Source organism: Kitasatospora sp. NPDC101155 (genome assembly GCF_044768305.1).
In the GTDB taxonomy this organism is placed as follows: domain Bacteria; phylum Actinomycetota; class Actinomycetes; order Streptomycetales; family Streptomycetaceae; genus Kitasatospora.
The window spans coordinates 35,943-59,350 of record NZ_JBIWPN010000018.1 but is presented as its reverse complement, the minus strand read 5'-3'; the positions used below and the strand labels follow the sequence as shown (position 1 = coordinate 59,350).

The window sequence follows — 23,408 nt, the reverse complement described above, 5'->3', positions numbered from 1 at the left end:
GCTCCACCGCGTCAGCGGGGAGCCCCCCCGTCGTTGCGCGGGTGAACGCGGCGGCAGCCGCCCTCAGCCCCGCTTCATCACCGGCCGCACCGGCGCCGCCGAGGCGTCGATCGCCGCCAGCGAGCGGCGCACCTGGTTGCGGTCCGTGGTGTACCAGAACTCCGGCATCGAGGACCGGAAGAAGCTCCCGTACCGTTTGGTCTCCACCCGCGGGTCGAGCACCGCCACCACGCCCCGGTCGTCCGCCGCCCGCACCAGCCGACCGGCGCCCTGCGCCATCAGCAGCGCCGCGTGCGTCGCCGCGACCGCCATGAAGCCGTTCCCGCCGTGCTGTTCGACGTCCTTCTGGCGGGCGCTCATCAGCGGGTCGTCCGGTCGCGGGAACGGGATCCGGTCCATCACGACCAGCTGGCAGGCCGAACCGGGCACGTCCACACCCTGCCAGAGCGAGAGGGTGCCGAACAGACAGGTGGTCGCGTCCGAGGCGAACTCGCGGATCAGCTCGCCCAGGGTGTCCTCCCCCTGGAGCAGGATCCGGTTGTCGAGCCGCTCCCGCAGCGCCTCCGCGGCCGTCTGGGCGCCGCGCATCGAGGAGAACAGGCCCAGCGTCCGGCCGCCGGCCGCGCCGATCAGCTCGGCCAACTCGTCCAGCATGTCCGGCCGTTCGGGGTCGCGCCCGGGGTCGGCGAGGTGCTTGGCGACGTACAGGATGCCCTGCTTGGGGTACTTGAACGGCGAGCCGACATCGATGCCCCGCCAGTACGGGACGACATCCTCCCCGAAGCCGGACTCCGGATTGTCGCCGGGCGTGCGCTGGTCCGGCAGTCGGGTCTCCTTGGGCAGGCCGAGCGAGCCGGCCACGCCGTTGAAGTCCCCGCCGAGCTTGAGCGTGGCCGAGGTGAGGACGACCGAGCGCTCCTTGTACAGCCCCTCGCGCAGCAGTCCGGAGACGCTGAGCGGGGCCACCCGCAGCGAGGCGGTGCCCAGCCCGTAGCGGTCGCTGCGCTCGATCCAGACCACGTCGTACTCGGAGTCCTCCAGCAGCCGGTCGGCGGTCTCGTGCAGCGTCTCGGCCGAGGCCATCGCCTGCTTGCGGACCGCGTCCTCGTCGCTGAGCCCCTTGTCCCGGGTCTCACCGAGCGAGGTGATCACCTGCCGGGCGGCGTCCCGGATCGCGGTGACCGCGTACGCCAGGTACTCGGGCAGCTCCTCGACCCGGCCGGGCTGGGCGGTCTCCATCAGGCCGTGGTAGTTCTCGGCGGCGGCCTGCAGCGCGTCCACGGCCTTCTCGTTGGCCAGTCGGGCCGCCCGCTTCACCGCCCGGTTGACCGCGCCGACGGTCAGCTCGGCGGTGGCCGCGCCGGTGACCCGGTTGACCAGCTCGTGCGCCTCGTCCACGATCAGCAGCCCGTGCTCGGGCAGCACCGGCGCGCCCTCGATCGCGTCGATCGCGAGCATCGCGTGGTTGGTCACCACGACGTCCGCCAGCTTGGCCCGCTCCCGCGCCTTCTCCGCGAAGCACTCCTGCCCGTACGCGCAGCGGGTCGCGCCCAGGCACTCCTTGGAGGTGACCGACAGCTGGGCCCAGGCCTTGTCCGAGACGCCGGGGCTGAGGTCGTCGCGGTCCCCGGTCTCGGTCTCGTCCGCCCATTCCCGCAGCCGCAGCACCTCCTGCCCGAGCTTGCCGGTGGGCCCGCCGAGCGCGTCCACCGGGTCGAACAGGCCCTCGCCCTCGTCGCTCGGGGTGCCCTCGTTGGCCCGGTGCAAGCACAGGTAGTTGGAGCGGCCCTTGAGCATCGCGAACAGCGGGCGGCGGCGCAGCACCGGGTGCAGTGCGTCGACCGTGCGCGGCAAGTCCCGCTCCACCAGCTGGCGTTGCAGCGCCAGGGTGGCGGTGGCGACCACCACGCGGTCCCCGTGGGCGAGCGCCGGCACCAGGTAGGCCAGGGACTTCCCGGTGCCGGTGCCGGCCTGGACGAGCAGGTGCTCGCTGTGGTCGACGGCGTCGGCGACGGCCTCGGCCATCCGCATCTGGCCGGGGCGCTCCACGCCGCCGACGGCCGCCACCGCGGCGTGCAGCAGTTCGGGGATCCGCGAGCGCGGGACGGCGACGGCTTCCTCGGCCTCGTCGCCGAGGTCCGTCGCGGGCAGGGGTTCGGAGTCGTTCGTCATGGCCCTTCCACCCTACGGGGCGGGGGTGACAATCCGGTCCCATCCAGCCGGAAGGCGCACGTCCACGGCGACCAGCGCGTTCGGCACCGTCCCGTGCCGGGCCGCGTGCGGGCGGTGCGGGCGGTCCTGGTAGCCGTCCAGCAGCAGCCGGTTGCGGTTGAGGCAGAGCCGGGTGATCCGGGGCTGGAACAGGTCGAACAGCTCGAAGCGCTCGCGCAGCTCGGGAAAGCGGTCCTGGTAGCGGTGGATCTCGGCGCGCAGCAGGGCCCAGAACTCGGTCTCGGGCAGTCCGGCCTGCGCCTCCAGCAGCGGGGCGAGGTAGCGGAAGACGCCGATGAACAGCCCGGAGTGGATGAACTGGCAGAGCCCCTGCGGGCTGTCCCGCAACAGCACGTCGGCGACCTCGGCGGGCAGGTCGCGCAGCTCGGGCAGGTCCTGGTCGCTGAGGTTGACGTCGTCGACGAAGTCCTTGACCGCGAGCCGGGTCGGGGTGCCACGGTCGTCGAAGACCACGATGGCGTTCTCGCCGTGCGGGGAGAAGACCAGCCCGTAGCGGTAGAGGAAGTGCAGCAGCGGCGGCAGCATCGCGGCGAACAGTCGGCCGGTCCACTCGGCGGGGGTGAGGCCGGAGCGGGCGATCAGCTCGGCGGCCAGCGCCCGCCCGTCCGAGCCGGTCTGCAGCAGCGCGGCCAGGGTGCGGGCGCGCTCGTCCTCGGCGAGGAAGGGGCCGAGCGGTTCGCGCCAGATCGCGCCGAGCAGCTCCTTGTACTGGTACGGCGATTCGGGCATCTCCCGGTAGACCGGGTGGTCGACGGTGACGGAGGCGATCTCGCCGAGCAGGATCACCCGGCATTCGTCCCGCAGGTACGGGTCGGCGTCGCGCAGCCCGTGCAGCCAGGCGGTGACGGCGGGCGCGGCGAGGGTGCGCTCGACCGGCAGGCCGCGCCAGACCAGGGTGTTGAGGATGGACAGCGGCAGCTTGACGGTGCAGCGCTCGGGGTGGGCGGTGTTGAAGAAGGAGCGGATGGACTGCTGGGGCAGCCGTGGGTCGCCGTCGGAGGGCAGCGGGACGATCTCGCCGGAGGCGATCCAGGGCGCGAACAGCGGCAGGACCGTTTCGTCCCACTGCCAGGGGTGGACGGGCAGCAGCAGGTAGTCGTCGGCCTCCGCGCCGAGCGGGGCGCGCAGCGCGTCCGGGTCGTCCAGCTCGCGGGCGTACAGCTGCTCGGGTTGTTCCAGGCCGGGCACGCCGCGGTACTGGGCGAGTCGGCGGTGGACGGCGATCCAGGGCAGCGGGCGCGGGCTGCGGGCCTCCGGGGCCCAGCGGGCGGTGTCGGCGCCGGAGAAGCCGATCCGGCCCTTGTTGGGGACGATCCACGGGTGGCCGCCCTGCCGTCCCTCCAGCGCCGGGTGGTCGAGCTCGGCGAGTTCGGCGGCGGTGAGCGCGGTGGCGAGCTGGCGGGCGTCGGCGGTCAGGGTGGCGGAGAGTTCACGGATCAGGTGGGCGGTGGTCTCGCCGCGCATCCCGAGGGTCTGCCGGGCGTACGGGAGGAAGCGCAGCGGGTCCAGGCCGTCCGGGCGGGAGCAGCGGATGGACTCCGGGTCGACCTGCCAGCTGCCGTAGGCGCCGCGGCGGGCGGTGAAGCGGTACTCGGCCTCGGGCAGCTTCAGCAGGTAGTCGCCGTCGAGGGCCCCGGGGACGGGCGTGAGCAGTTCCTCGTAGGCGAACTCGCCGAACATCTTGGCCAGCAGGGCGCGGCCGGCCCGCTGCCAGCGCCCGGCGGTGAGGTGCGGGGGTAGGTAGAGCGGCGGTTCAGCGGCCGACGGTTGCGGCACGGGTCAGCTCCTGGGGACGGGGGACGACGGGGGTGGGCTGTGCGGCGCGACCGGCGGGGGCGGGCGGCGCGAAGCCGGTCCAGGCGGTGCGGTCGGGCAGTCGGTGGACGGTGCGGCCGGTGACGGCGTTGAGGATGACGGCGGCCCGGTGGGCGCCGAGGCCCAGGTCGGGGGTGCCGACGCCGTGGGTGTGCAGTTCGGCGTTCTGGACGTAGAGGCCGCCGGTGAGCTCGGGCCGGGTGGCGACCCGGTGGTCGAGGTCGACCCGGTATCGCCCGGTCCCGTCCCAGTCGATCAGGTGGGCAAGCGGTTCGAGCGCGGCCGGACGGGCGGCGCGGTAGCCGGTGGCGAGCACCACGGCGTCGGTGCGCAGCAGGTGCTCGGTGCCGGAGTCGGTGTGCCGGCAGTGCAGTTCGAGGCCCCCGCAGGGGCCGGGGCGGGCGTCGGTGACGGCGGTGCCGGGGGTGATCTCGACCGGGGCGGCGTCGATCGGGCGGCCGATGGTGCGCTCGTAGAGGTGGTCGTGGATCTCGGCGAGGGTCTCGGCGCTGGCGGCCTTGTGCAGCTGCCACTGGGCGGTGACCAGGGCGTCCCGGACGGGCCCGGGCAGGCCGTGGAAGTAGCGGGTGTAGTCGGGGGTGAAGTGCTCCAGGCCGAGCTTGGAGTACTCCATGGGGGCGAGCGCCCGGGTGCGGGTGAGCCAGCGCAGCCGGACGCCGTCGTCCTCGTGGCGGCGGAGCAGGTCGAGGAAGACCTCGGCGCCGGACTGCCCGCTGCCGACCACAGTGATGTCCCGGGCGCGGGCCAGGTCGGCGCGGCGGTCGAGGTACTCGGCGGAGTGGAAGGCCGTCGGGTGGCCGGCCAGCCCCGCGAAGGCCTCGGGCAGTACGGGCCGGGTGCCGACGCCGAGCGCGAGGTTGCGGGCCCGTACGGCGGAGCGCCGGCCGGTCGCGGTGTCGGTCAACTCGACCCGGTAGTGGGGATCCTCCCAGTGCAGCGCGGTGACCTCGGTGCCGAAGCGGCAGTTGGGCAGCCGCTCGGCGGCCCAACGGCAGTAGTGGTCGTACTCGCGGCGGGGCAGCTGGAAGCGCTCGGCGAAGTAGAACGGGAACAGCCGGTCCTGAGCGCGCAGGTAGTTGAGGAAGGACCACGGGTTGGTCGGGTCGACCAGGGAGACCAGGTCGGCGAGGAAGGGCACCTGCATCCGGGCCCCGTCCACCAGCATCCCGTGGTGCCAGCGGAACTCCGGTCGCTGGTCGCAGAAGAGCGTGCGCAGGCCGGGTACGGGTTCGGCGAGTGCGGCGAGCGAGAGGTTGAACGGGCCGATGCCGACGCCGAGCAGGTCGTAGGGCGGGAGTGTCGAGGTGTCCACAGGGGTGTCCTAGGCGGGAGTCGAGTCTCGTTCGCGGACCATCAGGGCGGCGCGCTTGTCGGGCAGGTGGAGTTCGGCGGTGGCCCGGAATCCGGCCCGCTCGAAGGCCCGGACCGAGCGCCGGTTGCGGATGTCCGGTTCGGCCACGACTCGTTCGCACCGTGGTCGTTGCCGGAGGACCAGGTCGGCGAGGGCGGCCAGCAGGTGACCGCCCAGGCCCCGGCCGCGGCTGGCGGCGGGGCCGAGCAGCAGGTGCACGCCGGTGTCGTGCGGCCGGGCCGGGTAGTGCCCGGCGAGCGGGTCGAGGTCGGCGCGGTAGACCTCCCAGTAGCTCATCGGCGCGCCGTCGAGCAGGCCCAGGCAGGGCACGCTGCGTCCGTCGCCGTCGAGTTGGGCCCGGACGTGCCGCTCGGTGACGGCGGGCGGCCCGGCGAGCTGCCAGAACTCGTCGACCTCGGGGTCGTTCATCCAGCCAGCGAGCAGTTCCAGGTCGGCGGGCAGCCGGACCGGGCTGAGCCGGAACCCGCCGGCCGGGGTGGGAACTTCGCCCCACCCGGGCAGGTCGTGGAACATCAGGCGCTCGCCACCGGGTTGGGGATGTCCACGTACACGGACTGGGTGGCGACCGGCCCGACCAGTTCGTCCAGGCCGTTGATCCGGGTGAGCAGGTTGGCCTTGCAGGGCAGGGTGGGCGCGTCCAGCAGCAGCGCGGGCAGTGCCGAGCCGGTGGCGGTCGCCTGCGGGCCGGCCAGGAACCGGCGCAGCGCGGCCAGCAGCACCGTCTCGTCGGCCAAGCCCTGGGAGCCGAGGGCGCCGATCAGGCCGAGGACGTGGTTGATGCCCAGGTAGTAGGCGAAGTGGTGGTCGATCACCGGGTCCGGCAGGAAGGTGTCGCTCTGCGTGCCGAGCCCGGGCAGCCGGGTGGTGAGCCGCTCGGCGGCGCTCTCCCGGTAGTAGTAGCCCTGGTTGTCGCGGTAGCGGCCGCCGCAGGGCCAGCCCTCGGCGTCCAGCAGCACGATGCTGTTCTGCTGGTGCGCCTCCAGGGCGATGCCGCCCCGGCCGTCCAGCCACAGGACGGGCAGCACGACGGCGTCCAGGTAGCGCAGGAACCATTCGGCGGCCACCGTGCGCAGCGGGCGGCCGGTGCGGGCGGCGAGCGAGCGCAGGGTGTCGCCGAGCCGGGACGGCACGGTGGCGCCGGTGCCGAGCGGCTGTTCGGCGACCAGGCCGGCCACGCACAGCGCCCGGTCGGTGGGCGCGAAGGGCTGGGCGCGCAGCACGGTGTCCAGGCCGCCGGGGTCGCCGAGGTCGGGGTGGTCGACGCCGATCCAGGCCGGGTCGCGGACGATGTCGAAGCCGGGGTGGGCGGCGCGCCACTCGGCGGCCAGCCCGCTCTCCAGCAGCCGGTGCATCTCCAGGCCGCGGTGCAGTTCCTTGCGCAGGTTCTCCCGGCGGGAGTTGGTGATCCGCAGGCCGAGCGAGAGCTTGAGCATCCACGGCGTGCCGGGACGGTAGACGGTGCGCACCGAGGAGGTGGGGTGCCAGGGCTCGCCGGCCGGGCCGAGGTCGTGCAGCAGCCCGTCGGCGAGGAGGGCCGCGACGGCCGGGCGGTGGGCGAGTTCGCGGGCCTGCCAGGGGTGCAGCGGCAGGGCGGCGGTGCCGGACGGCAGGGCGGTGCGGCCGCCGAGGAGGGCGGCGGTGAGCCGGTCGGCGCTGTCGGCGACGGCGGAGCCGGCCGCGAGCAGTTCGCGCGCGACCGCGTACCAGTGCAGTTGGAAGGAGCCGTGCAGTTCGGGCGAGTAGGCGGCGCTCTGGGCCGGGCCGAGGCCGTCGCGGCTCTTCGGGGTGGGGTGCAGCGGGTGGCCGAGCAGCAGGGACTGTTCGGCGGCGAGGAAGTGCGAGCGCTCCGGCCCGCCGGGTTCGGCGGCGGTACGGCGGTGGGCGAGGATCTCGGCGGTGCGCACCACCGAGTCGGCCACCCGGGCGGCGAGGTCGGCGACCTGCCCGGGGTCGGGTCGTTCGGCGGCCGCGGCGGCGAGCAGCGCGGCGGCGGTGACGGCGTCCACCGGGGCCTCGGCGGTCCCTTCCCCGGCCGAGAGCGTGGCCGGGCCGAAACGGTGCCAGCCGCCGGGCGACCAGTAGCGGACCGGCGCGGTGAGCCGGGCGGCGCCGCCGAGGACGTCGATCCGCAGCCGCCCGTCCGGTCCGGGCCGGGCGTCGGTCTCCCGCGTCCAGCAGCGCAGCAGGCCCTCCAGGGCGGCCTGTTCGGCGGCGACGGCGGGATCCGGGTGCAGCAGCGGGTCGGGCCCGAGGGGCTGGTCCATGAACAGCGGCGATTCGGGCGGGGCTCCGGTGAGGGCGGTGCTCAAGGCTGCTCCTTGGTGCGCGTGGGGGTGCGGACGCGCGCTGGTGGTGGAGAGGATCGGCGGGCGCTCGCACCGTCGCGTCAAGTAAGGGTTACCTATCCCTGACGGGTGATCACAAGGACGGCTCACTCGTCCGGGTGAAGATCGAGGATTGTCCACCCCGGGGGCGGAAGGCCTTGCTGCACCGAAGAGCCGCCTGGTCGCGCGTCACGGATCGGTGACCTACGGCCGGCCCCGCAACCCTGGGGGCGGCCACGGCCGTCCTGTACGGCGATGGAAGACTCCAGAGCGGTGAGCCGCCACACCGAAGTCCGACCGAGCACAGGGGGAAGCGCACTGATGCCATCGATCCACCGGTCAGCCCTGGCCGCCGCCCTGGTCACCGGAACGCTGCTCGCCGCGAGCGCCTGCGGACCGGACGGCCCGGCCGGCGACGGCGGGAAGACCGCCGCGCCGCCACCGGGTGTCACCGCGGCGAGCGGCGCGGCCACCCCGGGCGGCGGCGCCGTCGGCGGGATCACCCTGCCCTCCGGCCTGCCGACCAGCCTGCTGGACGGCCTGCCGAAGAGCTGGGACGACCTGAAGAAGTGGAAGTTCGACGACTGGGACAAGTGGGCGTCCAAGCACGTCTTCAACAACCCGGTGGTGAAGGACTTCTGGGACCCGGACAAGATGGGCGACGCCAAGCCGGCCGACCCGGCCCCGCCCACCGCCAAGCCGGCCCCCGCCACCCCCAAGCCCTCCACCGACGACGGCGTGACCGACCCGGAGCCCCCGGTGGTCAAGGCCGTGCAGGTGCCCCGCCCGTACCTCAAGCAGCCCTCCGGCAAGGTGTTCTTCTCCGCCCAGGGCGGCCGGGGCAACTGCTCGGCCACGGTGGTCGCCGACCCGCAGCACCCGGGCAAGAGCAACCTGGTCTGGACGGCCGCCCACTGCGTGCACGAGGGCAAGGGCGGCAACTTCTACAAGGACCTGGTCTTCGTTCCCGCCTACAACAACTCCGGTGCCTCCAGCGGCGGCAAGAAGGCCCCGCTGTCCGAGCTGGCCCCGCTCGGCACCTGGTGGGCCGACCAGGTCACCACCTCGCCGCAGTGGATGGTCGAGGGCGGCCAGACCGGTGACGCCGCCAACCAGTACGACTTCGCCGTGATGCGCGTGCACAACCAGAACGACACCGGCAAGTCCCTTGAGGAGACGGTCGGTTCGGCCGTCCCGGTGTGGTTCGACGCGCCCCGCGACCAGCTCAAGGTCTCGGCCGTCGGCTACCCGCTGGTCAAGCCGTTCGACGGCCAGGAGCTCTACAAGTGCGACGGCGGCAAGCCGACCCGGCTGTCCTTCGACGCCAAGCGCCCGACGATGCTGACCATCGGCTGCGACATGACCCAGGGCGCCAGCGGCGGCGGCTGGTTCGCCACCATGCCGGACGGGAGGACCGCCCTGGTCAGCAACACCTCGATCGGCACCCAGGAGCACACCTCGCTGAGCGGCCCGTACCTGGAGTCGGTCGCCAAGCAGGCCCTGGACTGGATCTCCAGGAAACAGTGACCGGTACCACCACGGGGGACGAACCAGCTTGCGCACGATCAGCAGCAGTGGGCGCCGGGCCGCGACGGCCGGCGCCGCGCTGCTCGCCGCCCTGACGATCACCGCGGCCGCCTGCGGGCCGGACGGCCCCGCCGCCCCGGCCACGCCGCCCGCCGCGCTGCCCAAGGCCGCGCCGACCAGCCTGGGCGACCTGAGCGGCTGGAAGCTGGAGGACTGGGCCCGCTACGTGACCGACAGCGGCTTCGCCAACCCGGTGGCCCCGGGCTACTGGTCGCCCTCCCGAATGGAGGCCGCCAAGGCCAGGCCCACCCCGGAGTACGCGCTGACCGCCACCGCGCCGAGCACCGTCCAGCGCGACGCCCCGCCGGCCGCCGTCCAGGCCAGGCCGCAGCAGCACCCGTACGGCCCGGACTCCGCCGTGGTCGGCAAGCTGCTGATGACCACGCCCCAGGGCGACGCGGTCTGCTCCGGCACAGTGGTCTCCGACCCGGTCAACCCGGGCCGCAGCAACCTGGTCTACACCGCCGCGCACTGTCTGACCGACGGCAAGGGCGGCGCCTGGGTGAGGAACCTGGTCTTCGTGCCCGGCTTCAACCGGGACGGCCGGGCGAGCCGCGGCAAGCCGTACGGCGACCAGCAGGCCGCCCCGTACGGCCGGTGGACGGCGGTGCGCGCGCTGGTGTCGCCGACCTGGCTGCAGGAGGGCGGCGTCGGAGCCCACAGCCAGTACGACTACGCGATCGTCCGGGTGCGCGGCGAGTCGGACCCCGGTCCGTCCCTGGAGGAGAAGGTCGGCGGTTCCGTCCCGGTCTGGTTCAACGCCCCGCGCGAGCAGGTCGGCTCCGCCGTCGCGTACGGCTACCCGGTCGAGCGGCCCTTCGACGGCATGGAGCTGAACCGCTGCGACTCCCTCGCCGCGCCGGGCGCGCTCTCCTTCGACCGCAGCCGCCCGCCGATGTACGTGATCGGCTGCACCATGACGGGCGGGGCGGGCGGCGGCGGCTGGTTCATCACCAAGGACGGCAGGCCCAACCTGATCAGCGTCAGCGCGATCGGCAACCGCAACCCGGCCGGGTACCTGGCCGGGCCGTCGCTGCAGGACCAGGCGAAGCAGGCCTTCGACTACTTCACCAAGAACGTGAGGTAACGCGCCCCGGGAAACACGGAGGACCCCGGACGTGATCGTCCGGGGTCCTCCGACGGAACCGGTCAGCCCTGTAGGGCCACCGCGAAGTGCTCCAGCTCCGCGGCCAGCTCGGCCGGCACCTTGGCGTGCAGCAGCGTGCCCTCGCCGGTGTGCTCGGTGGCGAGCAGCTCGCCCTCCTTGTGCACCCGGGAGACCAGTGCGCCCTGGGTGTAGGGCACCAGGGCCCGCACCTCGACGGCCGGGCGCGGCAGCTCGTCGTCGATGAGCTTCAGCAGCTCGTCGATGCCCGCGCCGCTGCGGGCCGACACCACGATGGCGTGCGGCTCGCGGCGCAGCAGGCGCTGCAGCACGTGCGGGTCGGCGGCGTCCGCCTTGTTGATCACCACGATCTCCGGCACGTTCTGTGCCTCGACCGAGACGATGACCTCGCGGACGGCGGCCAGCTGCGTCTCCGGCTCGGGGTGCGAGCCGTCGACCACGTGCAGGATGAGGTCCGCGTCGGCGACCTCCTCCATGGTCGAGCGGAAGGCCTCGACCAGGTGGTGCGGCAGGTGCCGGACGAAGCCGACGGTGTCGGCCAGGGTGTAGAGCCGCCCGCTCGGGGTCTGGGCCCGGCGCACGGTCGGGTCCAGGGTGGCGAACAGCGCGTTCTCCACCAGCACGCCCGCGCCGGTGAGCCGGTTGAGCAGGGACGACTTGCCGGCGTTGGTGTACCCGGCGATGGCCACGGACGGCACCTGGTGGCGCTTGCGCTCCTGGCGCTTGGTGTCGCGGCCCTTCTTCATGTCGGCGATCTCCCTGCGGAGCTTCGCCATCTTCTCGCGGATCCGACGACGGTCGGTCTCGATCTTGGTCTCACCGGGACCACGGGTGGCCATGCCGCCGCCCGAGGAGCCGGAGCCACCGCCACCCATCTGCCGGGACAGCGACTGACCCCAGCCGCGCAGGCGCGGCAGCATGTACTGCATCTGCGCGAGCGAGACCTGCGCCTTGCCCTCCCGGGACTTGGCGTGCTGGGCGAAGATGTCCAGGATCAGGGCCGTCCGGTCGACGACCTTGACCTTGACCACGTCCTCCAGGTGGATCAGCTGGCCGGGGGTGAGCTCACCGTCGCAGACCACGGTGTCGGCGCCGCTGGAGGCGACGATGTCCCGCAGCTCCTGCGCCTTGCCGGAGCCGATGTAGGTGGCCGCGTCGGGCTTGTCGCGCCGCTGGATGACGCCGTCCAGCACCTCGGAGCCAGCCGTCTCGGCGAGCGCGGCGAGCTCGGCCATCGAGTTCTCCGCCTCCTCCAGCGTGCCGTCGGTCCAGACACCGACCAGCACCACGCGCTCCAGGCGCAGCTGGCGGTACTCGACCTCGGTGACGTCTTCGAGTTCGGTGGAGAGGCCGGCGACCCGGCGCAGGGCCGCACGCTCGCTGCGGTCGTACTGGTCGCCGTCGTAGCTGTGGCCGAGGTCCTCGTCGATGGCCGCGAGGTCCTCGTCCATGAGGGCTTCCGCCCGCAGACCGCCGATGCGGCGCGGGGCGTCGGCGTGGTCGCGGGTGTCGAACGTGGAGGTCATTCTGTCCTTTGGTCGCTGTGAGGCTGCGGTGCGGACCCTCGGCTGTCACCGGGGCCCCTGTGCCCTGTGAACGCCGTGGACCGGTCGTGAATTCCCCACGATGGTCGCACGCCCGGCGCAGGCCGGTCACCCCCATTTCCCGCGGAGTGCCGGGGCCGGGCCCCTTCCGGGGCGTGCGGGCGGCTCACGTCGTACACCCCGGAGACCTTGAGCATCGCCCGCATCAGCACCGGCAGCGTGCCCGGCTCCGGCAGTTCGACGGTGTAGGTGTGCCGCACCCGCAGTTCCTGCGGCGGCTCGACCTCGGCCGAGACGATGCCGACGCCCTCGCCCGAGATCGCCGCGGTGAGGTCGGCGAGCAGCCGGGGCCGGTTCAGCGCCTCGGCCAGCAGGGTGACCCGGTGCCCGGCCGCCGGGGCGCCCTCGGACCGCCAGCGGACCTCCAGCTCGGCGCGGCCGTCCGCGCGCAGCCGCTGCCCGGCGGGGCAGCTGGTGCGGTGCACGGCCACCGCGCCGCCGCGGATCGGGTAGCCGGCCACCTCGTCCGGCGGGACGGGCGTGCAGCAGCGGGCCAGCCGCACCGGCGCGCCGGGCCGCCCGGCCACCGTGACCGGGGCGGCCCGGCGCTCGCCGGCCCGGTGCGCGGGCGGAGCGGGCTGGCCGCCCGCCGGGCCGGTGCGCACCACCGGCAGCCGGGCCGGGTGGTCGGCCAGCCAGCGCTCGATGGCCAGCCGGGCGGCGGGGGTGCGGGCGTGCGCCAGCCACTCCGGCGAGGGGCCGGACGGCTGGCTGCCACCCGCCGGGAGGTTCTCGGTGAGCACCGCGAGCACGTCCCCGTCCTGCAGGACGGTGGACAGCGCGGTGAGCCGGCCGTTGACCCGGGCGCCGATACATCGGTGGCCGGTCTCCTCGCCGAGCAGGTAGGCCGCGTCCACACAGCTGGCCCCGGCCCTCAGCTGAAGCGTTTCGCCGCTCTCCGTCACCACGGTGATCTCGCGGTCGCCGGCCAGGTCGGCGGTGAGCGCGGACCAGAAGGCGTCCGGGTCGGGCGTCTCCTGCTGCCACTCCAGCAGCCGGCTGAGCCAACCGGGCCGGGCCGGGTCGGTGCGGTCCAGCTCGTCGGCGTCCTGGGTGGTGCCGGCCGGGGTCGGGTCGCCGAGCGCGACCACCCCGGTCTCGGCCACCTCGTGCATCCGCCGGGTCCGGACCAGCACCTCGACCACCGCACGGCCCTCCAGCGCCACGGCGGTGTGCAGCGACTGGTAGAGGTTGAACTTGGGGGCGGCCACGAAGTCCTTGAACTCCCCGGGCAGCGGCGTCCAGCAGGTGTGCAGCTCGCCGAGCACGGCGTAGCAGTCAGCATTCTCCTCGACCACCACCAGCAGCCGCCCGAAGTCGGCCGGCTGCGGCCCCTGCGGCCGCCCGTCCGGCCCGGGCGCGGCGGCCCGCTCCAGCAGCACCCGGTGCAGCGAGACGCAGTGCCGGGGCCGGACGGTCACCTCGGCGGCGACCCCGGTCTCGGCCAGCTGACGGGCCAGCTGCCGGGCGAACGGCTCCAGCAGGGTGTCCGGCTCGGCCTCGTGACCGGCCATCAGGGCACGGGTCCGGGCGTGCTCCTCGGGGTGCAGGGTGGCGAAGACGATGTCCTCCAGCTCCGCCTTGAGCACCTGGATGCCGAGCCGTTCGGCCAGCGGGATGAGCACGTCCCGGGTGACCTTGGCGATCCGCACCTGGCTGGCCGGCTTCATGTGCCGGATGGTGCGCATGTTGTGCAGCCGGTCGGCGAGCTTGATCACCATCACCCGGACATCGTCCCCGGTGGCGACCAGCATCTTGCGGAAGGTCTCGGCCTCGGCGGCGGCGCCGAAGTCGACCTTCTCCAGTTTCGTCACCCCGTCGACCAGGTAGGCGACTTCGGGCCCGAACCCGGCACCCACCTGGTCGAGCGTCAGATCGGTGTCCTCGACGGTGTCGTGGAGCAGCGAGGCGACCAGGGTGGTGGTCCCGGCGCCGAGTTGGGCCAGGATCATGGTGACGGCCAGCGGGTGGGTGATGTACGGCTCACCGCTCTTGCGCTTCTGGCCGCGGTGGCTGGCCTCGGCCAGCCGGTACGCCCGGGCGAGCAGCCCGAGGTCGGCCTGCGGGTGATGTCGGCGGTGGACCCGGACGAGCGGTTCGAGGGCGTCCGGCACGGGCGGGCGGCCGGTGGCCAGTAACGCGGCCCGCCCGGCCCGGCCCAGGGCGGCCCGGCCGAGCTCTCCCAGGGGCCGCCTGGCCCCGGCCTGCCGTGCGGTCGTCGGCTGTCCCGCGAGGGACTGCCCGGCTTCGATGGTCATCGGCGCACCTCCGGCAACGGTCGCCGGGCGCTGCCCCTCCCGAGGGAGGGTGATCTTGCCACCCCTCCCAGGGGGATCGACCCGGTGGTCCATGCTACCGAGCAGAGCACGTTCTGCGATGCCGTGATTCCCGTCCGCGACCGGTATCACCCGATCGGGGGGATTCGTCGCCGTACGAAATGGGCAAACCGGGCCCTCAGCCGCGGCGCAGCGACTCCCACCAGCGCGCGTCGACCCGTCCCTCGGCCACGATCACCGCCGGTCCGGCCATCTCCACCCGGCCGTCCGGGTGTTCGGTGATGACCAGTCGGCCGCCCAGCACGTCCACGGTGTACGAGACCGCCTCGCCGGTGGTCGCGGGGTCCAGGCCGTCCCGGCGGATCGCCGCCACGGCGACGGCGCAGGCGCCGGTGCCGCAGGAGCGGGTCTCGCCGGAGCCGCGCTCGTGCACCCGCATCGCGACGTGCCGCGGGCCGCGGTCCACCACGAACTCGACGTTCACGCCCTCCGGGTAGACGCCCTCGGGGCTGGTCAACGGCGCGGTGCGCAGCTCGCCGGCGTGGTCCAGGCTCTCGACGAAGGCCACCGCGTGCGGGTTGCCCATGTTGACGTTCAGGGCGGGCCAGCGCCGGTCGCCGACCGCGACCTCGATGCCGTCCGGTCCGGGCAGCCGGGCGCGGCCCATGCCGATGGTGACGTCCCCGGGGGTGCCGTCCCCGGCGTCCTCGGCGACCTTCGCGGTGAGCACCCCGGAGCGGGTGGCGATCGCCTGCTCGCCGGGCTCGGCCAGGCCGGCCTCGACCAGGAAACGGGCGAAGACCCGCAGGCCGTTGCCGCACATCTCGGCGATGCTGCCGTCGGAGTTGCGGTAGTCCATGAACCACTCGGCCCGGTCGGCCAGGTGGGCGGCGGCCGGTTCGGCGGCGGCGCGCACCACGCGCAGCAGCCCGTCCGCGCCGATGCCGGCCCGTCGGTCGCACAGCGCGGCGACGGCCTCCGGGCCGATCTCCAGCACGCCGTCCGGGTCCGGCACGATCACGAAGTCGTTCTGGGTGCCGTGCCCCTTGAAGAAAGGGAGACCGGCCTGCTGGGGAGTGGATGCGCTCACCCCTCCGATGGTACTGATCGTCGCCCGCTCGCCTCCGGGCGCTCCTGCCCTTCGGCTCGGGGCGGGAAAGGGCGCACGGCCGGCTCAGCGCGATCAGCGGCCCGCTCAGCGCAGGTAGGCGACCCGCCAGACCGCGAGCGCGCAGGCGGCCAGCGCGATCAGGGTGTAGACCACGATCGCCTTCCAGCCGGCCCGCTTCCCGGAGCCCCGGCGCGGCAGCCCCGGCCACTTGTATCCGGCGTGCCGGGCGGCCATCGCTCCCCAGCCGACCGAGGCGGCGGTGAACAGCAGCCCGAGCATCCCGACCATGGTGGCGCGCGCGCCGGCCGAGCCGAAGGCGAGCGGGAAGGCGAACATCAGCGAGCCGAGGGTGCCCAGCAGGGCGATCGGCAGGGTCTGCCACCAGCGCAGCCGGCGCAGCGGCCGGATCTCCCGCTCGTGCACCGCGGCGTTCGGCGGGGTGCGGGTGTCCAGCGCGGGCACCGCGGCCGCGTACGAGGTCGGCGCTCCCAGGCCGGTCAGCACCGGAAGGTCCCCCATCGTCGACTCGTCGAACTCCTCGGCCGGTGCGGTGACACTCCCGCCCTGACCGGGTTCGGGGCCGGTACCCGTTGACACACGGCCTCCCCTGACAGTTCGACACGAGCGGACTCGCGGCCGGGCACGGTCGGCCCGCACGGGCCGACCCCTATGGCATCGATGATGGCATGTCCAGAGGGGCCGTTCGGGACGTGACCGGGGTCCTCGGGTGATCCGTGGCCATCACGTGATCGGGCCGTGACCCCCGGTTCGTCCTGCACGGTCGCCTGCGCGCGCAGGTGCACCGCCGAATTGGCCAAAACCGCTCCTACGCGGCCGGAATCCCCTGACGTCCAATCAGTTCGAGGGATCGTTCCAGCAGCTCGACCGGGTCGGTGCCGGCCGGGCGGGAGAGCCAGTGGATCCGGTCGTCCCGGCGGAACCAGGACTCCTGACGGCGGGCGAAGCGCTTGGTGGCCCGTACGGTTTCGGCCCGCGCCTCGTCCTCGGTGCACTCGCCGGCGAAGTGGTCGAGCACCTGCTGGTAGCCGAGCGCCCGGGAGGCGGTCCTCCCCTCGCGCAGTCCGACCTTCTCCAGCTCCCGTACCTCGTCCAGCAGTCCGGCCTCCCACATCCGGTCGACCCGCAGGGTGATCCGCTCGTCCAGTTCGGGGCGCGGCACCGCGACGCCGATCTGCACCGCCTCGTACACGGCGGTGTTGCTCGGCAGGTTGGCGGTGAACGGCTGCCCGGTGATCTCGATGACCTCCAGCGCCCGGACGATCCGCCGCCCGTTGCTCGTCAGGATCGCCTCGGCGGCCGCCGGGTCCAGCTCGGCCAGCCGCCGGTGCAGCCCGTACGGGCCGTGCTGCTCCAGCTCGGCCTCCAGCCGGGCGCGCACCGCCGGGTCGGTGCCGGGGAACTCCATCTCGTCGATCGCCGCCCGGACGTACAGCCCGGAGCCGCCGACCAGGACGGGCGTGCGCCCGGCCGCGAGCAGCCGGTCGATCTCGGCCCGGGCCAGCCGCTGGTACTCGGCGACGCTGGCTGCCTCGGTGACCTCCCAGACGTCCAGCAGGTGGTGCGGCACTCCGCCGCGCTCGTCCATGGTGAGCTTCGCGGTGCCGATGTCCATGCCCCGGTACAGCTGCATCGAGTCGGTGTTGATCACCTCGCCGCCGAGGGTGCGGGCGATGGCGACGGCCAGGTCGGACTTGCCGGCGGCGGTCGCGCCGACGATCGATACGACGCGCGGGGTACGGGAGCTGCTCACCGCTCCAGTCTCGCAAAACCCTTGGAGCATCGGAGACCGGGCTGCCGCTCACCCCCGGCTGCGCGAGGATATGACTGTCCGAGGACTGCTTCCGTGACTGTTTCCGGCCGCCTGGCCGGCCGGGGCCGTTTTTGCGAACGCTTTACCGCTCGCAGGCGTTATACGGGGGACAGGGAGAGAAGGAGATCGCCATGGGTCTGATGGACAACCTCAAGGGCAAGGCCGAGGAGCTCAAGGAGAAGGCCAGCGAGCTCGCCGGCAAGCACAGCGACCAGATCGATCAGATGGTGGACAAGGCCGGCGGCGCGATCGACAAGGCGACCAAGGGCAAGTACAGCGAGAAGATCGAGCACGGCGCCAGCAAGGCCAAGGACGCGGTGGACGACTTCGCCCACAAGCCGAAGCCGGGTGACGGGGGCGAGGCCCCCCGGTCCTGAGGCTCAGCTCCAGGACGCCACGAAGTACCCGACCCCGTACGGCGCGTCCTGGTAGCCCAGCCGCGCGGTGAGGCCGGCGCCCTCGGCGGCGCCGGCCAGCACCTGCCAGGGCGCCCGGCCCTCGGCCTTGAGTTCGGCGGCGAGCACGGCGTCCAGGGCGGCGAGGGCGGGCAGGTCGGCCGAGCCCAGGGCGGCGGCCAGCTCCGCGTCGAAGCCCTCGGCCCGCTCGTCCAGGTAGCCGGGCGCCTTCACCGAGCGGCAGGCGCTGCCGTCGCCCACCACCAGCAGGGCGACCCGGTCGGCGAGCCCGGCCAGGCCCTGACCGAGCCCGAGCATCCGGTCGGCGGGGGCGTCGGCGGGTACCGCGCAGGCGTGCGTGGGCAGGGTGACCCCGGCGCGCTCCAGCAGCCAGGCCCCGACGGTCAACGAGGGTGCCAGCTCCGGCCCCTCCACCCGGTCGCCGGGCAGCTTGGCGACCAGCGGCACCCCGTACCGCTGGAAGGACCCGGCCCCGCCCTCGGTCCACACCTCGGCCTCCGGCCCGGCGCCGACCATCACGACCAGCTGCGGCTCGGCCGCGACCAGCGCCGCCAGCGCCTCGTCACAGGCGGCGCGCAGTTCGTCCAGCTCGGGCGCGGCCCCGGCGGCGACCTCGGGGACGAGCAGCGGCGGACAGGGGCACACGGCGGCGGCTACCAGCATGTGGATCACTCTAGCCGGGACGACCGACGGCCCGGCGGGAGCTGGCTACTCGCGCACTCGCCGCCGGGCCGCACGTACGGAACCGGGTGTCAGTCCCCGCAGCAGGCGCCGCCCGCCGGCGCGGCCAGCGGCAGCTCGGCCGGGACGCCGATCTTCGGCAGGCCGAGCAGCACGCCGGCCGGCTTGTCGGCGGGCTTGGCCTGGCGCTTCTCCCAGGCGTCGCCGGCCCGGGTGCGGCGCACCGCCAGCGCCGGGCCCTCGGCCAGCAGGTGGTGCGGGGCGGCGTAGGTGATCTCGACGGTCACCATGTCGCCCGGGCGCACCGGCTCGTCGGGCTTGCTGAAGTGGACGAGCCTGTTGTCCGGGGCGCGCCCGGACAGCCGCTGGGTCCGGTCGTCCTTCTTGCCCTCGCCCTCGGCGACCAGGACCTCCAGGGTGCGGCCGACCTGCTTCTTGTTCTCCTCCCAGGAGATCTCCTCCTGGAGGGCGATCAGCCGGTCGTAGCGGGCCTGGACGACCTCCTTCGGGATCTGGTCCGCCATCTCGGCGGCCGGGGTCCCGGGGCGCTTGGAGTACTGGAAGGTGAAGGCGTTGGTGAAGCGGGCCTCGCGGACGACGTGCATCGTCTCCTCGAAGTCCTCCTCGGTCTCGCCGGGGAAGCCCACGATGATGTCGGTGGAGATGGCCGCGTCCGGCATCGCCTCGCGGACCTTGCGGATGATCCCGAGGAAACGCTCCTGCCGGTAGGAGCGGCGCATCGCCTTGAGCACGCGGTCCGAGCCGGACTGCAGCGGCATGTGCAGCTGGTGCATCACGCTCGGGGTCTCGGCCATCGCGGCGATCACGTCGTCGGTGAAGTCGCGCGGGTGCGGCGAGGTGAAGCGGATCCGCTCCAGGCCCTCGATCTGGCCGGCGGCGCGCAGCAGCTTTGAGAAGGCCTCGCGGTCGCCCAGGTCGGAGCCGTAGGCGTTGACGTTCTGGCCGAGCAGGGTGACCTCGACAACGCCCTCGTCCACCAGCGCCTCGATCTCGGCGAGGACGTCGCCGGGCCGGCGGTCCTCCTCCTTGCCGCGCAGCGCGGGGACGATGCAGAAGGTGCAGGTGTTGTTGCAGCCGACCGAGATGGCGACCCAGGCGGCGTACGCGGACTCACGGCGGGTGGGCAGCGTGGAGGGGAAGGTCTCCAGCGACTCCAGGATCTCGACCTGGGCCTTGCGCTCGACCGCGGCCCGCTCCAGCAGGGCCGGCAGGTGGCCGATGTTGTGGGTGCCGAACACCACGTCGACCCAGGGGGCGCGCTTGACGATGGTCTCGCGGTCCTTCTGGGCCAGGCAGCCGCCGACGGCGATCTGCATGCCCTGGTGACGGCTCTTGACCGGCGCGAGCTGGCCGAGGTTGCCGTACAGCTTGTTGTCGGCGTTCTCCCGCACCGCGCAGGTGTTGAACACGACCAGGTCCGGGTCGCCCTCCGGCCCGGCCTTGACGTAGCCCGCGTCCTCCAGCAGGCCGGACAGCCGCTCGGAGTCGTGGACGTTCATCTGACAGCCGTGCGTGACGACCTTGTAGCTCTTCAATCCGCTCTCACCGCTCACCAGACCAGGGTACGGGCAGCCGCGAACCGGTTTTCCCGGCCGTGTTCACGCACTCGCCTCCGGGGCGCTCGGACCCGGCGCCGACGCTCCTCGCTCCGGCGCGGGTGCCGCTTACCCCTCCCGTTCGGCCGGAGCGCCTGGCAGTATCCCTGCATGGCCCCCACCAATCCGTCACGTCTCGGCGCCGCCGTCCGCCGCGCGGCCCGCAGCCCGCTGTGGCGGACGGTGCTGGTGCTGGTGCTGCTGGTCGCCGGACTGGGCGGCTGGTGGCTGTCGGCGGGCCGCACGCCCGGCTACCCGCGCGGGGAGACCCGCTTCGCGACCGGTGTGCAGCGCGGCGTCTACGACCGGTACGGGCAGCTGCTGCAGGCCCACGTCTCCCGGACCGTGCCGGGGGTGCGGCTGGCCCTGGACAACACCGAGGGCTCGATAGACAACCTCACCCGGGTGATCACCGGCCAGGACACCTTCGCGATCGCCACCGCCGACGCGGTCGCCGACTACCAGGGCCCCGGCAAGGACAGGCTGCGGGCGATCGCCCGGCTGTACGACGACTACCTGCAGCTGATCGTCCCGGCCTCCTCGACCGTGCGCCGCACCGCCGACCTCAAGGGCCTGCGGGTGGGCGTGGGCCTGCCGCAGTCCGGGGTGAACCTGGTGACCAGACGGCTGCTGGCCGCGGCCGGCCTGGACCCGGACCACGACATCACCCCGGTGATGGCCGGCGTCGGCGACGCCGCCGACCAGCTGCGCGAGGGCAAGCTGGACGCCTTCTTCTGGTCCGGTGGCCTGCCGACCAGCGCGCTCACCGACCTCTCCGACCACGTCCGGATCCGGCTCGTCCCGCTGAGCGACCTGTCCGAGGCCCTGCACAAGGCCGAGGGCAGCGGCACCGACGCCTACCGGGCGGCCACCATGCCCAAGGGCACCTACCCGAACGCCGAGCCCCAGGACGCCGTCGCCACCGTCGCTGTGCCCAACCTGCTGATCACCCGGGACGACGTGAACCCGGAACTGGTCGAGGGCATGACCCGGGCGGTGATCGACAGCCGCGACCAGATCGGCGCCCAGGTGCACGCCGCCCAGCTGGTCGACCTGCGCACCGCCGTCTACACCGACCCGCTCCCGCTGCACGAGGGCGCCGCGCGCTACTACCGCTCGGTGAAGCCCTGAGAAGCCACGGCTGGCTAGGGCCTCTCCGGCCGCGGCACCGCCAAGGTCACCGCGAGTCCGGTCGGCTTGACCGGGGCGAAGCCGAGCGAGCCGCCGCCTGCCGCCAGCAGGGTGCGGGCGATGGACAGGCCCAGCCCGGAGCCGTCCACGTTCTGGTGCCGCGGGCTGCGCCAGAACCGGTCGCCGGCCCGGGACAGCTCGTCCTCGGTCAGGCCCGGCCCGGCGTCGGTGACGGTCACCGCGACCTCGTCCCGGCGCACCGCGACCCGCAGCCGCACCCGGCTGCCGGACGGGCTGAACTTGAGCGCGTTGTCCAGGACGGCGTCCAGCGCGGAGCCGAAGCCGATCGGGTCCGCCATGCCGATCGCCAGCGCCGGGCCGTCCCAGCGCAACTCGATCCCGCGCTGCTCGGCCACCGGCTGCCAGCCGTCCACCCGGGCCAGGGTCAGCTGGGTGAGGTCGGTCTGCTCCGGTTCGGGGCGGGCGTGCTCGGCGGTGGCCAGCCCGAGCAGGTCGTCCAGCACCCGGGCCAGCCGGGTGCCCTCCTCCCGGACGCCGCTGAGCTCCTCCTCATGGCCCTCGGGCAGTTCCAGGCCGAGCACCTCGACCCGCAGCAGCAGTGCCGACAGCGGGTTGCGCAGCTGGTGCGAGGCGTCCGCGACGAAGGCCTTCTGCTGGTCCATGGCGTGCACCACGTGGTCCGCCATCTCGTTGAACGAGCGCGCCAGCCGCTGGAGTTCGGGCGGTCCGCCGCCGGGCGCGACCCGGGCGGCCATCTGGCCGGTGGCGATGTCGTGGGTGGCCCGGTCCAGGGTGCGCACCGGGCGCAGCACCCACTCGGTGAGCCGGACGGCCAGCAGCACGGCGACGATCATCGCGACCGCCTCGCCGCCGGCCACCACCAGCCACTTGTGCAGCACCCGGGTGCGCAGCGCCCCGGTCGGGGACTCGCTCAGCACCACCGCGACCACGTCGCCGTCGCGCACCACCGGGGCGGCGACGGTGATCGTCCGGTCCTCGGTCCACGGCCAGACCTGCGGCGGGTTGTGGCTGCGCCGCCCGTCCAGCGCCTCCTGGAAGGCCGTGGCGCCCCAGCCGACGGCGGGCACCCGCCAGTCCCTGGGGGCCACCGCTATCGGCATGCCGTCGCGCTGGAAGATGCCCAGCCGCACGCCGTACAGGTCGAAGTAGCGCCGGACCTCGGCGTCGATCGCGTGCCGGCGGCTGAGGTCGCCGGGGGCGGGCTCCGGGTCGCCCTTGCGGGCGGCGGCCAGCGAAGAGGCGCCGGAGGTGGGCAGGTCCTGGGCGAAGCGGGCGGCGTCGTCGAGCCGGTCGACGACCACCTTGCTCTGCTCGGCCGCCGCGAACGCCGCCGCGAGCGGCAGCCCCAGGGCGGCCAGGACACAGAGCATGAGGGCGATCAGGATGCCGAGCAGGCGGGTGCGCACGTGCGGTCAGTGCTCCGCGGGGGCGGGCGGGGCCGGGTCGGCCGCGGTGGACGTCGGGCAGTCGGGGATCAGCCGGTAGCCGACGCCGCGGACGGCCTCGACCAGGCCGGGCAGCGCGAGCTTGTTGCGCAGCGAGCCGATGTGCACCTCCAGAGTGCGGCCGTTGCCCTCCCAGCCGCTGCGCCAGACCTCGCTGAAGATCTGCTCGCGCCGGTAGACCACACCGGGGCTCTGGGCGAGCAGGGCCAGCAGATCGAACTCCTTGCGGGTGAGCGGCACGTCGCGGCCGTCCACGCTGACCCGGCGGCGCTCCCGGTCGATCCGGATGCCGCGGGACTCCAGCGGGCCGCGCTGCTGCGGTACGGCGTCCGGCGCGGGCACCGCCGCCGAGGAGGGCGGGGCGCCGCGGCGGGCCACCGCGTGGATGCGGGCGAGCAACTCGCCCATGTCGTACGGCTTGGTGACGTAGTCGTCGGCGCCCAGGTTGAGGCCGTGGATCCGGGAGCGGATGTCGGCGCGGGCGGTCACCATGATCACCGGCACTCCGCTGCCGGCCCTGATCCGGCTGCACACCTCGAAGCCGTCGCGGTCAGGCAGCCCGAGGTCGAGCAGCACCACCCGGTACGGCTCGTTGCCGTCCGGCACCAGGGCGTCCAGTGCCTCGTGCCCGCTGCGGGCGTGCCGCACCTGGAAGCCGTGCCGGCCCAGCACCGCGACCAGCGCGGCGGCCACGCGTTCGTCGTCCTCGACGAGCAGCAGTCGCATCCTGTTCTCCTCCTCTCCCCACGTGGTCTCCGGGCCCGACCGGTCGGGGCCC

Annotated in this window: 18 protein-coding genes; 4 read left to right on the top strand and 14 right to left on the bottom strand. The window is 73.8% G+C overall.

The window, feature by feature from the left end; all coding sequences use genetic code 11:
• Positions 1-63: 63 nt before the first annotated feature.
• Genes ACIRYZ_RS25850 through ACIRYZ_RS25830 form a run of 5 tightly spaced genes read right to left on the bottom strand, consistent with a single transcriptional unit; the run spans position 64 to position 7,704 of the window.
• Entirely contained in the window at positions 64-2,172 is a 2,109-nt protein-coding gene (locus tag ACIRYZ_RS25850; protein ID WP_402948227.1) for an ATP-dependent DNA helicase, read from the bottom strand.
• 12 nt (positions 2,173-2,184) lie between these two features.
• Complete coding sequence (locus tag ACIRYZ_RS25845) at positions 2,185-4,008, bottom strand: IucA/IucC family protein (protein WP_402948224.1); 1,824 nt, start codon at positions 4,006-4,008, stop codon at positions 2,185-2,187.
• A complete protein-coding gene (locus ACIRYZ_RS25840; protein WP_402948221.1) occupies positions 3,986-5,380 on the bottom strand; it encodes a lysine N(6)-hydroxylase/L-ornithine N(5)-oxygenase family protein in 1,395 nt (464 codons plus the stop codon). The genes ACIRYZ_RS25845 and ACIRYZ_RS25840 overlap by 23 nt, the downstream gene beginning before the upstream one ends.
• Before the next feature lie 9 nt (positions 5,381-5,389).
• Positions 5,390-6,061, bottom strand: coding sequence for a GNAT family N-acetyltransferase (locus ACIRYZ_RS25835; protein ID WP_402948387.1), 672 nt, complete (start codon positions 6,059-6,061; stop codon positions 5,390-5,392).
• On the bottom strand, positions 5,953-7,704 hold the full coding sequence (locus ACIRYZ_RS25830; RefSeq protein WP_402948384.1) for an IucA/IucC family protein: 1,752 nt from the start codon (positions 7,702-7,704) through the stop codon (positions 5,953-5,955). Before ACIRYZ_RS25830 ends, ACIRYZ_RS25835 begins: the two co-directional genes overlap by 109 nt.
• Before the next feature lie 381 nt (positions 7,705-8,085).
• Between ACIRYZ_RS25830 and ACIRYZ_RS25825 the strand changes: the two genes are divergently transcribed.
• Positions 8,086-9,291, top strand: coding sequence for a trypsin-like serine peptidase (locus ACIRYZ_RS25825; protein ID WP_402948218.1), 1,206 nt, complete (start codon positions 8,086-8,088; stop codon positions 9,289-9,291).
• Positions 9,292-9,319: 28 nt separating this feature from the next.
• Complete coding sequence (locus tag ACIRYZ_RS25820; RefSeq protein WP_402948215.1) at positions 9,320-10,438, top strand: trypsin-like serine peptidase; 1,119 nt, start codon at positions 9,320-9,322, stop codon at positions 10,436-10,438.
• A 62-nt stretch (positions 10,439-10,500) separates the two neighbouring features.
• On the opposite strand, the gene hflX is transcribed toward ACIRYZ_RS25820, so the two are convergent.
• From hflX to miaA, 5 genes are all read right to left on the bottom strand, one after another.
• Positions 10,501-12,003 carry a GTPase HflX gene (hflX, locus tag ACIRYZ_RS25815; protein WP_380611936.1) on the bottom strand — a complete coding sequence of 501 codons (1,503 nt, stop codon included), beginning with the start codon at positions 12,001-12,003 and terminating at the stop codon, positions 10,501-10,503.
• Positions 12,000-14,339 carry a RelA/SpoT family protein gene (locus ACIRYZ_RS25810; RefSeq protein WP_402948212.1) on the bottom strand — a complete coding sequence of 780 codons (2,340 nt, stop codon included), beginning with the start codon at positions 14,337-14,339 and terminating at the stop codon, positions 12,000-12,002. The genes hflX and ACIRYZ_RS25810 overlap by 4 nt, the downstream gene beginning before the upstream one ends.
• Positions 14,340-14,535: 196 nt before the next feature.
• Complete coding sequence (gene dapF / locus ACIRYZ_RS25805; protein WP_402948209.1) at positions 14,536-15,447, bottom strand: diaminopimelate epimerase; 912 nt, start codon at positions 15,445-15,447, stop codon at positions 14,536-14,538.
• Positions 15,448-15,552: 105 nt separating this feature from the next.
• Positions 15,553-16,065: a hypothetical protein gene (locus tag ACIRYZ_RS25800; RefSeq protein ID WP_402948207.1), complete on the bottom strand. Its 513-nt coding sequence runs from the start codon at positions 16,063-16,065 to the stop codon at positions 15,553-15,555.
• Positions 16,066-16,294: 229 nt separating this feature from the next.
• On the bottom strand, positions 16,295-17,269 hold the full coding sequence (gene miaA, locus ACIRYZ_RS25795) for a tRNA (adenosine(37)-N6)-dimethylallyltransferase MiaA (RefSeq protein ID WP_402948204.1): 975 nt from the start codon (positions 17,267-17,269) through the stop codon (positions 16,295-16,297).
• Between the two features lie 161 nt (positions 17,270-17,430).
• Here miaA and ACIRYZ_RS25790 point away from each other — a divergent pair, with 161 nt between their 5' ends.
• Positions 17,431-17,676: an antitoxin gene (locus tag ACIRYZ_RS25790; RefSeq protein ID WP_393027311.1), complete on the top strand. Its 246-nt coding sequence runs from the start codon at positions 17,431-17,433 to the stop codon at positions 17,674-17,676.
• Positions 17,677-17,679: 3 nt separating this feature from the next.
• Here ACIRYZ_RS25790 and ACIRYZ_RS25785 read toward each other — a convergent pair whose 3' ends face one another.
• The gene (locus ACIRYZ_RS25785) at positions 17,680-18,378 is read right to left on the bottom strand and encodes a hypothetical protein (RefSeq protein ID WP_402948201.1); all 699 of its coding nucleotides are present in this window, start codon (positions 18,376-18,378) and stop codon (positions 17,680-17,682) included.
• Positions 18,379-18,467: 89 nt separating this feature from the next.
• The gene (gene miaB, locus ACIRYZ_RS25780; RefSeq protein WP_393027307.1) at positions 18,468-19,970 is read right to left on the bottom strand and encodes a tRNA (N6-isopentenyl adenosine(37)-C2)-methylthiotransferase MiaB; all 1,503 of its coding nucleotides are present in this window, start codon (positions 19,968-19,970) and stop codon (positions 18,468-18,470) included.
• 153 nt (positions 19,971-20,123) lie between these two features.
• Here miaB and ACIRYZ_RS25775 point away from each other — a divergent pair, with 153 nt between their 5' ends.
• Positions 20,124-21,143 carry a TAXI family TRAP transporter solute-binding subunit gene (locus ACIRYZ_RS25775; protein WP_402948197.1) on the top strand — a complete coding sequence of 340 codons (1,020 nt, stop codon included), beginning with the start codon at positions 20,124-20,126 and terminating at the stop codon, positions 21,141-21,143.
• 14 nt (positions 21,144-21,157) lie between these two features.
• On the opposite strand, the gene ACIRYZ_RS25770 is transcribed toward ACIRYZ_RS25775, so the two are convergent.
• The gene (locus tag ACIRYZ_RS25770) at positions 21,158-22,591 is read right to left on the bottom strand and encodes a sensor histidine kinase (RefSeq protein WP_402948195.1); all 1,434 of its coding nucleotides are present in this window, start codon (positions 22,589-22,591) and stop codon (positions 21,158-21,160) included.
• Between the two features lie 6 nt (positions 22,592-22,597).
• Positions 22,598-23,356 carry a response regulator transcription factor gene (locus tag ACIRYZ_RS25765; RefSeq protein ID WP_387626911.1) on the bottom strand — a complete coding sequence of 253 codons (759 nt, stop codon included), beginning with the start codon at positions 23,354-23,356 and terminating at the stop codon, positions 22,598-22,600.
• Between the last annotated feature and the right edge of the window lie 52 nt (positions 23,357-23,408).

What these genes read in the sequence shown, in the direction of transcription:
- hflX (WP_380611936.1), bottom strand. Translation starts at nt 12,003, where the DNA reads ATGACCTCCACGTTCGACACCCGCGACCACGCCGACGCCCCGCGCCGC.
- ACIRYZ_RS25765 (WP_387626911.1), bottom strand. Translation starts at nt 23,356, where the DNA reads ATGCGACTGCTGCTCGTCGAGGACGACGAACGCGTGGCCGCCGCGCTG.
- ACIRYZ_RS25825 (WP_402948218.1), top strand. Translation starts at nt 8,086, where the DNA reads ATGCCATCGATCCACCGGTCAGCCCTGGCCGCCGCCCTGGTCACCGGA.
- ACIRYZ_RS25790 (WP_393027311.1), top strand. Translation starts at nt 17,431, where the DNA reads ATGGGTCTGATGGACAACCTCAAGGGCAAGGCCGAGGAGCTCAAGGAG.
- ACIRYZ_RS25810 (WP_402948212.1), bottom strand. Translation starts at nt 14,339, where the DNA reads ATGACCATCGAAGCCGGGCAGTCCCTCGCGGGACAGCCGACGACCGCA.
- ACIRYZ_RS25785 (WP_402948201.1), bottom strand. Translation starts at nt 18,378, where the DNA reads ATGCTGGTAGCCGCCGCCGTGTGCCCCTGTCCGCCGCTGCTCGTCCCC.
- miaA (WP_402948204.1), bottom strand. Translation starts at nt 17,269, where the DNA reads ATGCTCCAAGGGTTTTGCGAGACTGGAGCGGTGAGCAGCTCCCGTACC.
- ACIRYZ_RS25850 (WP_402948227.1), bottom strand. Translation starts at nt 2,172, where the DNA reads ATGACGAACGACTCCGAACCCCTGCCCGCGACGGACCTCGGCGACGAG.
- ACIRYZ_RS25830 (WP_402948384.1), bottom strand. Translation starts at nt 7,704, where the DNA reads ATGGACCAGCCCCTCGGGCCCGACCCGCTGCTGCACCCGGATCCCGCC.
- ACIRYZ_RS25775 (WP_402948197.1), top strand. Translation starts at nt 20,124, where the DNA reads ATGGCCCCCACCAATCCGTCACGTCTCGGCGCCGCCGTCCGCCGCGCG.